Here is an 11,198-nt window from a genome sequence, read left to right as displayed (position 1 = left end):
AATTTCGCAATATCGGCATCATCGGTCGCCTGGGCAGTTCCCAGGTGCTGGATACCGTCCGCCGACTGAAACGGTTTCTGCTCGATCGTCACCTGCACGTGATCCTCGAAGACACCATCGCCGAAGTCCTGCCGGGACACGGCCTGCAAACCTCGTCGCGCAAGATGCTGGGCGAGGTCTGCGATATGGTCATCGTGGTCGGAGGTGATGGCAGTCTGCTTGGTGCCGCCCGGGCCTTGGCCAGGCACAACACTCCGGTACTCGGGATCAACCGTGGCAGCCTGGGCTTTTTGACCGATATCCGCCCCGATGAGCTGGAAATCAAGGTCGCTGAAGTACTCGACGGCCACTATCTGGTGGAAAACCGCTTTTTGTTGCAGGCCGAAGTCCGTCGCCACGCCGAGGCCATTGGCCAGGGCGATGCGCTCAATGACGTGGTACTGCACCCCGGCAAATCCACTCGCATGATCGAGTTCGAGCTGTACATCGACGGCCAGTTCGTGTGCAGCCAGAAGGCTGACGGCTTGATCGTCGCCACGCCTACCGGTTCGACCGCCTATGCGCTGTCCGCCGGCGGGCCGATCATGCATCCCAAGCTCGACGCCATTGTAATTGTGCCGATGTACCCCCATACCTTGTCGGGTAGGCCGATTGTGGTCGATGGCAACAGTGAGCTGAAAATCGTCGTGTCCAAGGATATGCAGATTTACCCGCAAGTCTCGTGCGACGGGCAAAACCACTTTACCTGTGCACCCGGCGACACCATCACCGTCAGCAAGAAAGCCCAGAAGCTGCGGCTGATCCACCCGCTCGACCACAACTACTATGAAGTCTGCCGGACCAAGCTCGGCTGGGGCAGCAAGTTGGGTGGTGGAGGCGACTGATGCTCGATCCCGCGCGTAGCTACGACCTGATCGGTGACGTGCACGGTTGCGCAATGACCCTTGAGCATTTGCTCGACCGGCTCGGTTATCAAAAACAACGCGGCGTCTGGCGCCATGCCTCGCGCATGGCGGTGTTTGTCGGCGATATCATCGACCGTGGCCCACGGATCCGCGAAGCGCTACACATCGTCCATGACATGGTCGAGGCAGGCCAGGCGCTGTGCATCATGGGCAATCACGAATTCAACGCACTGGGCTGGGCCACCCCGGCGCTGCCGGGTAGCGGCAAGCAGTTCGTGCGCGAACACACTCCACGCCACGCCCGCCTATTGCATGAAACCCTGACCCAATTCGAACACCATCCCGGTGACTGGCATGACTTCCAACAGTGGTTCTACGAGCTGCCATTGTTCGTCGATGCCGGACGCTTTCGCGTGGTGCATGCCTGTTGGGATGCCGGCCTGATCGAACCGTTGCGCGGACTGTTCCCCAATGGCTGCATCGACGAGCACTTTCTCCAGGCTTCCGCCGAGTCGGGCAGTTTCGCCTGCACCGTTTTCGATCGCTTGCTGCGCGGCACCGACATGCGCTTGCCCCATGGCCTGACCATGACCAGCGGCGACGGCCTGGTGCGTTCGTTCTTCCGTACCAAGTTCTGGGAAGACGACCCGCAAACCTACGGTGACATCGTGTTCCAGCCTGACGCGTTGCCCGATCCGGTCGCGCAGACGCCGCTGTCTTCCACCGAAAAAAACAACCTGTTGCGTTATGGCATCGACGAACCGTTGCTGTTCGTCGGGCACTATTGGCGCAGCGGTAAACCGGCACCGATTCGCCCGAACCTTGCCTGCCTGGACTATAGCGCCGTGCTCTACGGCAAGCTGGTCGCCTATCGCCTTGATCAGGAAACGCGGCTTGATCCGCACAAATTTGTCTGGGTCGATGTTGAACGGCCGGAGGTTTTGCAATGAGCGCGGTAGCGGTATTGCGTCTGCCACTGGCGGTGGATCTGAGCGGGTTCGTCAAGTTGCTGCAACGCATGCAGGTGCCGCATCGGGTCAGTGAAGAGTCCGGTGAACAGGTGTTGTGGGTGCCGCAGAACATCAGCGAAGACGTCCGTGCGCTCTACGAACGCTTTCCGGCGGGCGATCCCGACCAGCAGCTGGATATTCCGGTGGCGCAAACCCGACACCGTCCCGGCTTCGTCGAGCAGGTTCGCCATGCCAAAGCCACTGCGCTGGTGCTGATCCTGAGCTTGATCGTCGGTGCGGTGACGTTGCTGGGCGATAACCTTGAGACGATGCGCTGGCTGACCTTCCTCGATTTTCGCGTTGTCGGCGAGTACATCCACTTCACACCTTTGGCTGACAGCCTGGCGGCAGGGCAGTGGTGGCGATTGATAACGCCGATGCTGATCCACTTCGGCATCCTGCACCTGGCCATGAACGGCATGTGGTACTGGGAGCTGGGACGGCGCATTGAATCGCGCCAGGGCTCCATCAATCTGATTGGCCTGACCTTGCTCTTCAGCCTTGCATCCAACTACACACAGTTTATTTTCAGCGGCCCGACCCTGTTTGGCGGATTGTCCGGTGTGCTTTACGGCCTGCTCGGGCATTGCTGGATCTTCCAGCTACTGGCGCCGAACGCCGCTTATCGCCTGCCAAAAGGCGTGCTGGTGATGATGCTGGTCTGGTTGCTGCTATGCCTGTCCGGGCTGATCTCGATGATCGGCTTCGGTGAAATTGCCAACGCGGCCCACGTCAGCGGGTTGCTCGTCGGATGCTTGACCGGTTTGTTGGGTGGTTTGTACAACCGCCGTAAACTGGCCGCCTGAAACAGTTATGTAAATAGAGAACGCGGAGACCCAATGTCCTCTTTTAACGAAATGATCAAGAACATCACCCCCGATATCTACCAGAGCCTGAAACTGGCGGTGGAAATCGGTAAATGGTCCGACGGTGGCAAACTCACCGCCGAGCAACGCGAACTCTCGCTGCAAGCGATGATCGCCTGGGAAGTCCAGAACCTGCCCGAAGAAGAGCGTACTGGCTACATGGGGCCGCAAGAATGCAGCTCCAAGTCGATTCAAGTGCCCAACATCCTGTTCAAGTCGGATGCCATCCATTGATTGAGATTGGTCGCGGTGCAATCAGCAAAATGTCGGCGCGCCTGGACGGGCCGAACGTGCAATACGCATTTCGTCTGGGCGACGTCGAGGTTCCGGTCAATCCATTGATCGGCACTACAGTGCGCCTGGAGTACCTGGGGGCGATCCACTGCACCCATTGCGGACGCAAGACTAAAACCAGTTTCAGCCAAGGTTACTGCTACCCGTGCATGACCAAACTGGCCCAGTGTGACGTGTGCATCATGAGCCCGGAACGCTGCCACTATGATGCCGGCACTTGCCGGGAACCGGAGTGGGGCGAGAAGTTCTGCATGACCGATCACATCGTCTACCTGTCGAATTCTTCCGGGGTGAAAGTCGGGATTACCCGCGCCACCCAGTTGCCGACTCGCTGGATCGATCAGGGTGCTCGACAGGCGTTGCCGATCATGCGCGTCGCCACCCGCCAGCAATCGGGGTTCGTCGAGGACCTGTTCCGCAGTCAGGTGGCCGACAAGACCAACTGGCGTGCCTTGCTCAAGGGCGAAGCAGCGTCGGTGGATCTGGCACAGGTTCGCGACCAGTTATTCGACAGTTGCGCCGACGGTCTGCTCGCGTTACAGGAACGATTTGGCCTGCAGGCGATCCAGACGATTAGCGATATCGAACCCATTGAAATCCGCTACCCGGTCGAGCAATACCCGGCCAAGATCGTCAGCTTCAACCTGGACAAGCAGCCGATTGCCGAAGGCACGCTGTTGGGGATCAAGGGCCAGTACCTGATCTTCGACACCGGCGTGATCAATATTCGTAAGTACACGGCCTACCAGCTCGCCGTGCATCAGTAAGGACTCCAGCATGCGCACCGAACAACCGAAGATGATCTACCTCAAGGACTATCAGGCGCCCGAGTACCTGATAGACGAAACACACCTGACCTTCGAGTTGTTCGAGGACCACAGCCTGGTCCACGCGCAACTGGTGATGCGCCGCAACCCCGAGCGTGGCCCGGGCCTGCCACCGCTGGTGCTGGATGGCCAGCAACTGGACCTGTTGTCGGTGACCCTGGCCGACCGCGAGCTGAGCGAAACTGATTACCAGCTGACCGAGAACCATCTGACGCTGCACCCGACCAGCACCAGCTTCACGGTCGACACCAGCGTACGCATCCACCCGGAAACCAACACCGCGCTGGAAGGCCTGTACAAGTCCGGCACGATGTTCTGCACCCAGTGCGAGGCCGAAGGCTTCCGCAAGATCACCTATTACCTCGACCGTCCGGACGTGATGAGCAAGTTCACCACGACCGTGGTCGCCGAACAGCACAGCTACCCGGTGCTGTTGTCCAACGGCAACCCGATCGCCAGCGGTCCCGGCGAAGACGGCCGGCACTGGGCGACCTGGGAAGACCCGTTCGTGAAGCCGGCCTACCTGTTCGCGCTGGTGGCCGGTGATTTGTGGTGTGTTGAAGACACCTTCACCACCATGACCGATCGTACCGTGGCGCTGCGCATCTACGTCGAGCCGGAAAACATCGACAAGTGCCAGCACGCGATGGATAGCCTGAAGAAGTCCATGCGCTGGGACGAAGAGGTGTACGGTCGCGAATACGATCTGGACATCTTCATGATCGTTGCGGTGAACGACTTCAACATGGGCGCGATGGAGAACAAAGGCCTCAACATCTTCAACTCCAGCGCCGTGCTGGCCAAGGCCGAAACCGCCACCGACGCCGCGCACCAGCGAGTCGAGGCCATCGTCGCCCACGAATACTTCCACAACTGGTCGGGCAACCGTGTGACCTGCCGCGACTGGTTCCAGCTGTCGCTCAAGGAAGGCTTCACCGTATTCCGCGATTCGCATTTCTCCGCCGACATGAACTCGGCGACGGTCAAGCGCATCCAGGACGTGGCTTACCTGCGCACCCACCAGTTCGCCGAAGACGCTGGCCCCATGGCCCACGCCGTGCGCCCTGACAGCTTCATCGAGATCTCCAACTTCTACACCCTGACCGTGTACGAAAAGGGCTCGGAAGTGGTCGGCATGATCCACACCTTGCTCGGTGCCGAAGGCTTCCGTAAAGGCAGCGACCTGTACTTCGAACGCCACGACGGCCAGGCCGTCACCTGCGATGACTTCATCAAGGCCATGGAAGATGCCAATGGCGTGGACCTGACCCAGTTCAAACGCTGGTACAGCCAGGCGGGTACACCGCGCCTGGTGGTTAGCGAGTCCTATGACGCCGCGGCGAAAACCTACAGCCTGACTTTCCGTCAAAGCTGCCCGCAGACTCCGGACAAGGTTGAGAAACTGCCGTTCGTGATTCCGGTCGCGTTGGGTCTGCTGGACAGCAAGGGCGCCGAGATGCCTCTGCGTCTTGCTGGCGAAGCGGCGGCGCAAGGTACTTCGCGGGTCATTTCCGTGACCGAAGCCGAGCAGACCTTCACCTTCGTCGACATCTTTGAGCAGCCGCTGCCATCCTTGCTGCGTGGTTTCTCGGCGCCGGTAAAACTGAGCTTCCCTTACAGCCGCGATCAGTTGATGTTCCTGATGCAGCACGACAGCGATGGCTTCAATCGCTGGGATGCAGGCCAGCAACTGTCGGTGCAAGTGTTGCAGGAATTGATCGCCCAGCAACAGAAGGGTGAAGCGCTGTTGCTGGATCAGCGTCTGGTGTCGGCCTTACGCACTGTGCTGTCCGATGAGTCGCTGGATCAGGCGATGGTTGCGGAAATGCTCTCGTTGCCAAGCGAAGCCTACCTGACCGAAATCAGCGAAGTGGCGGATGTCGACGCCATTCACATCGCCCGTGAATTCGCCCGCAAGCAACTGGCCGACGCATTGTTTGAAGGCCTGTGGCTGCGATATCAGGCCAACCGCGATCTGTCCAAGCAAACCCCGTACGTGGCCGAGGCCGAACATTTCGCCCGTCGTGCGTTGCAGAACATTGCGCTGTCGTACCTGATGCTCAGCGGCAAGCCTGAGGTGCTGGCTGCCACTCTTGAGCAGTTCGATGCGTGCGACAACATGACTGAGCGCTTGACCGCGCTGGCGGTGCTGGTCAATTCGCCGTTCGAGGAGCAGAAAGCCAAGGCGCTGTCCGGTTTTGCCGCGCACTTCAGCGATAACCCGTTGGTCATGGATCAGTGGTTCAGCGTCCAGGCTGGCAGTGTGTTGCCGGGAGGACTTTCGCGGGTCAAGGCGTTGATGGAGCATCCGGCGTTCAACATCAAGAATCCGAACAAGGTGCGGGCGCTGATCGGTGCGTTTGCCGGGCAGAACCTGATCAACTTCCATGCGGCGGATGGTTCGGGGTATCGCTTCCTGGCGGATCTGGTGATTGAGCTGAACGGGTTCAATCCGCAGATTGCTTCTCGCCAACTGGCTCCTTTGACTCGCTGGCGTAAGTATGACGATGCTCGTCAGGCTTTGATGAAAGGGGAGTTGGAGCGGATTCGGGCTTCGGGGCAGTTGTCCAGTGATGTGTTTGAGGTGGTTAGCAAGAGTTTGGCCTGATCTTGGGCTTTTGGACTTGGCGGCCTTTGGGCCGACCAGGTTCATGGTTTTTGATTGAGTACATATCCGTTGTTGCGGTAACGGCGGCTTATGGTTTCGCTTTTACAGCGAGTCCCTTTTGGCAAACGCCCCAAAAGGAACCAAAAGGTCTCGCCCCTTACGTACGGCCCCTCGCCGAGGCTCGGGGTTCCTTCGCTCCGGCATTCATCCGGGGGCATCGCCTCCGGTTTGCTGCGCTGCACCTCCTCTCGATGTGTTCGACTGCGTCGAACGGCGCTACGCGCCTAACCCCCGGATGAACCCCTCCACTCAGCCTTCCGAGGGGGCGGGTGGATCAAGATCAAAAGCTGCAGGCGAGCTAACGCTCGGCCTGTTGAGTGGGAAGAGCATGGTTGTACGCCGCTCTGCATTTGCTTTTGTGTGGGAGCTGGCTTGCCAGCGATGGACGTGAACGATGACGCTGGCTGCCTGACTAAACGCGTTGCCTGGACGTTTTTCGCGGGCAAGCTCCGCTCCTACAGGAAAAGCCGGCTTTGGCTTTGGCTTTTGATCTTGCTTTTGATCTTTTGCCCCCTCGGCAGGCCGAGCGTAGGTGTTCATCCGGGGGATAGGCGCGCAGCGCCGTGCGGCGAAGCCGTACACATCGAGAGGAGGTGCAGCGCAGCAAACCGGAGGCGATGCCCCCGGATGGATGCCGTAGCGAGGGAACACCGAGCCTAAGCGAGGTGCCGTACGAAAGGGGCAAAGCCTTTTGCTTACTTTTTGGCGTTTGAAAAAGTGAGTCGCTGTAAGAGCGAAACCGCCAGCGGCCGTTACCGCAGAAACGGATATGTACTCCGATTCGACAGCAGCCAATACCGCGCAACCAAATCACCCCACCTGATACCCACCCATTCAGAAAACAAACACACCCCCCCGGTTAACAAAACATAACGTGCCGCCAATTGTCAGCCCTTCAAAAACACCGATAGGATAAGCCAGCTTCCGAAGGGGCTCTGGATTGCGGGTTTCAGCACTATGCTCTGAAACACGTCATCCCGACACGTACCCTATCGGCGCCCTGAAAGGTTGAACGACCTAACAATAATAATGGGGGAAGGTCTATGAGTGAGCCTGTCATGGGTGTGGGTATTTGCCGCCCGCCGGCATTACGCAAATTCGCGTTGCTGGCTACAGCGCTCTCGCTGTTGGGCTCAGCCATGCTGTCGGCACCCGTGCTGGCCGCAGCTGCGCCAGCATCCGACGTTGTTTATTCCGTTGAATCGGCCAAGGCCAGCAAAAGCCTGATGCTCGATGTCGTGCACGCAGGCAAGCGCCTGGTGGCGGTCGGGGATCGCGGGCACATTCTTTATTCCGACGACCAGGGCGCGACCTGGACTCAGGCCAAGGTGCCGACCCGGCAGCTGCTGACCTCGGTGTTCTTTGTCGATGACAAGCACGGCTGGGCCGTCGGCCATGACGCACAGATCCTCGCCAGCGAGGACGGCGGCGTTACCTGGACCAAGCAATTCGAAGATCTCAAGCGCGAATCGCCACTGCTCGACGTCTGGTTCCAGGACGTCAACAGCGGCTTTGCCGTGGGCGCTTACGGTGCGTTGATGGCAACGACCGATGGCGGAAAAAACTGGGAAGACGTCAGCGACCGGCTGGATAACGAAGACCAGTTCCACCTCAACGCCATCGCCGCCGTCAAGGACGCCGGGCTGTTCGTTGTCGGCGAGCAGGGCAGCATGTTCCGCTCCGCCGATTGGGGCCAGACCTGGGAAAAACTCGAAGGTCCGTACGAAGGCTCGCTGTTCGGTGTGATCGGCACCGCGCAACCTTCCACGCTCCTGGCGTATGGCCTGCGCGGTAATCTTTATCGTTCCACCGATTTTGGCAGCAACTGGGAGCAAATCGAACTCAAGGCCGAACGCGGCAATCTGGAGTTCGGTCTTTCCGGCGCAACGCTGCTCGAAGATGGTTCCATCGTAATCGTCGGCAACGGTGGTTCGGTGATCCGTAGCGACGACGATGGCGAAACCTTCAAAGTGGCCAACCGTGCGGATCGTATTTCCGTCTCGGCGGTTACGGCGGCAGGCAATGGCAATCTGGTCTTGGCCGGGCAGGGCGGCGTTCGCGTCACTTCAGCCAACGGCACAGAGTCGGGCAAATGAGCCAGGTTAATAATAAGAAGGCGCAGCTATGACTTCCTTGAGTACTCATCACCAGGAAAAGGCGACTCTGCTTGAGCGCCTGATCTTCAACAACCGCCCGGCAGTGATCTTCATCTGCCTGCTGGTCAGCGTTTTCCTGTTCTGGCAGGCGACGCTGATTCGTCCGTCTACCAGTTTCGAAAAAATGATCCCGCTGGAGCACCCCTTCATCCAGAAGATGATGGAGCACCGCAACGATCTGGCGAACCTGGGCAACACCGTGCGGATTTCGGTGGAAGCCACTGATGGCGACATCTTCTCCAAGGAGTACATGGAGACGCTGCGTCAGATCAACGACGAAGTGTTCTACATCTCCGGCGTCGACCGTTCCGGCCTCAAGTCACTGTGGAGCCCGAGCGTACGCTGGACCGAAGTGACGGAGGAGGGCTTCGCCGGTGGTGAAGTGATCCCGCAGAGCTACAACGGCTCCCAGGCGAGTCTCGACCTGTTGCGCAACAACGTGCTCAAGTCCGGGCAGGTTGGCCGGCTGGTGTCCAACGACTTCAAGTCGAGCATTGTCGACATCCCGTTGCTGGAGTCCTATCCGGACCCGCAGGACCAGGGCAAGTTGCTGGCGCTGGACTACCGCAAGTTCTCCCACGAGCTGGAAGAAAAGATCCGCGACAAGTTCGAAGCGCAGAACCCGAACGTCAAGATCCACATCGTCGGTTTCGCCAAGAAGGTCGGCGACCTGATCGATGGCCTGGTGATGGTGGTGATGTTCTTCGGCATCGCCTTCGTCATCACCCTGATCCTGCTCTATTGGTTCACCAACTGCATGCGCAGCACCGTGGCGGTGTTGAGTACGACGCTGGTGGCCGTGGTCTGGCAACTGGGGTTGATGCACTTCTTCGGCTTCGGGCTTGATCCCTACTCGATGCTGGTGCCGTTCCTGATCTTCGCCATCGGTATTTCCCACGGCGTGCAGAAGATCAACGGTATTGCCCTGCAATCGAGCGAGGCCGACAACGCCCTGACCGCGGCACGCCGCACCTTCCGTCAACTGTTCCTGCCCGGGATGATTGCGATCCTCGCGGACGCAGTGGGCTTCATCACGCTGTTGATCATCGACATTGGTGTGATCCGTGAACTGGCCATCGGCGCGTCGATCGGTGTGGCGGTGATCGTGTTCACCAACCTGATTCTGTTGCCAGTAGCGATTTCCTACGTCGGCATCAGCAAGCGTGCGGTCGAGCGCAGCAAGAAGGACGCGACTCGTGAACATCCGTTCTGGCGTCTGTTGTCCAACTTTGCGAGCCCCAAGGTGGCCCCGGTGTCTGTCGCACTGGCGCTGATCGCGTTCGGCGGTGGTCTCTGGTACAGCCAGAACCTGAAAATCGGTGACCTTGACCAGGGTGCTCCGGAGCTGCGTCCGGACTCACGCTACAACAAGGACAACAACTTCATCATCAGCAACTACTCCACCAGCTCTGACGTGTTGGTGGTGATGGTCAAGACCAAGTCTGAAGGCTGCTCGCGCTACGAAGCCATGGCGCCGATCGACGAGCTGATGTGGAAGATGCAGAACACCGAGGGCGTGCAGTCGGCGATTTCCCTGGTGACCGTGTCCAAGCAGATGATTAAGGGCATGAACGAGGGCAACCTGAAATGGGAAACCCTGTCACGTAACCCGGACGTGCTGAACAACTCCATCGCCCGGGCCGACGGCCTGTACAACAACAGTTGCTCACTGGCACCGGTGCTGGTGTTCCTCAACGATCACAAGGCTGAAACCCTGGATCGTGCGGTGCACGCCGTGCAGGAATTCGCCAAGGAGCACAACACCGAAAACCTGGAGTTCATCCTGGCTGCCGGTAACGCCGGGATCGAGGCGGCCACCAACGAAGTGATCAAGAAGTCCGAACTGACCATCCTGATCCTGGTGTACATCTGCGTTGCGGTGATGTGCATGATCACCTTCCGCTCGTGGGCTGCGACCTTGTGCATCGTGCTGCCGCTGGTGCTGACTTCGGTACTCGGCAACGCCCTGATGGCGTTCATGGGCATCGGCGTGAAAGTCGCGACCCTGCCGGTGGTGGCGCTGGGTGTGGGGATTGGCGTGGACTACGGCATCTACATCTACAGCCGTCTGGAAAGCTTCCTGCGTGCCGGTTTGCCTTTGCAAGAGGCGTACTACCAGACGCTGAAGTCCACCGGTAAAGCTGTGTTGTTCACCGGCCTGTGCCTGGCCATCGGTGTGTGCACCTGGATCTTCTCGGCCATCAAGTTCCAGGCCGACATGGGCCTGATGCTGACCTTCATGCTGCTGTGGAACATGTTCGGTGCGCTGTGGCTGTTGCCGGCACTGGCTCGGTTCCTGATCAAGCCTGAGAAACTGGCGGGCCAGAAGGGCAACTCGTTGTTTGCTCACTGATCGGCGATCAGAAACACAAAAGCCGCAACCTCAGGGTTGCGGCTTTTTTTATGATTTGAAGATCAAAAGATCGCAGCCTGCGGCAGCTCCTACCCCTGGAATGCATTCCCCTGTAGGAG

8 protein-coding genes are annotated in these 11,198 nt (G+C 59.1%); all 8 read left to right on the top strand.

Going from position 1 to position 11,198, the window contains the following annotated elements; translation table 11 throughout:
* Positions 1-884: NAD(+) kinase (locus ACRESJ_RS26110; protein ID WP_431760444.1), on the top strand; the 884-nt coding region annotated here is incomplete at its 5' end.
* A complete protein-coding gene (locus ACRESJ_RS26105) occupies positions 884-1,855 on the top strand; it encodes a metallophosphoesterase (RefSeq protein ID WP_431760443.1) in 972 nt (323 codons plus the stop codon). The genes ACRESJ_RS26110 and ACRESJ_RS26105, both read left to right, overlap by 1 nt.
* Positions 1,852-2,721 (top strand): rhomboid family intramembrane serine protease, encoded by an 870-nt coding sequence (locus ACRESJ_RS26100; protein ID WP_431760442.1) that lies wholly within the window; start codon positions 1,852-1,854, stop codon positions 2,719-2,721. The genes ACRESJ_RS26105 and ACRESJ_RS26100 overlap by 4 nt, the downstream gene beginning before the upstream one ends.
* Positions 2,722-2,754: 33 nt before the next feature.
* Positions 2,755-3,015, top strand: coding sequence for a YeaC family protein (locus tag ACRESJ_RS26095; protein WP_150702118.1), 261 nt, complete (start codon positions 2,755-2,757; stop codon positions 3,013-3,015).
* The gene (locus ACRESJ_RS26090; RefSeq protein ID WP_431760441.1) at positions 3,012-3,842 is read left to right on the top strand and encodes a DUF2797 domain-containing protein; all 831 of its coding nucleotides are present in this window, start codon (positions 3,012-3,014) and stop codon (positions 3,840-3,842) included. Before ACRESJ_RS26095 ends, ACRESJ_RS26090 begins: the two co-directional genes overlap by 4 nt.
* 10 nt (positions 3,843-3,852) lie before the next feature.
* Positions 3,853-6,510: an aminopeptidase N gene (gene pepN / locus ACRESJ_RS26085; protein ID WP_431760440.1), complete on the top strand. Its 2,658-nt coding sequence runs from the start codon at positions 3,853-3,855 to the stop codon at positions 6,508-6,510.
* 1,103 nt (positions 6,511-7,613) lie between these two features.
* On the top strand, positions 7,614-8,666 hold the full coding sequence (locus tag ACRESJ_RS26080; RefSeq protein WP_431760439.1) for a WD40/YVTN/BNR-like repeat-containing protein: 1,053 nt from the start codon (positions 7,614-7,616) through the stop codon (positions 8,664-8,666).
* Positions 8,667-8,694: 28 nt separating this feature from the next.
* Positions 8,695-11,079, top strand: coding sequence for an efflux RND transporter permease subunit (locus ACRESJ_RS26075; RefSeq protein WP_431760438.1), 2,385 nt, complete (start codon positions 8,695-8,697; stop codon positions 11,077-11,079).
* Positions 11,080-11,198 lie beyond the last annotated feature (119 nt).

This window comes from Pseudomonas sp. (assembly GCF_050739655.1).
In the GTDB taxonomy this organism is placed as follows: domain Bacteria; phylum Pseudomonadota; class Gammaproteobacteria; order Pseudomonadales; family Pseudomonadaceae; genus Aquipseudomonas.
This window is presented reverse-complemented; position numbering and strand designations above follow the sequence as displayed.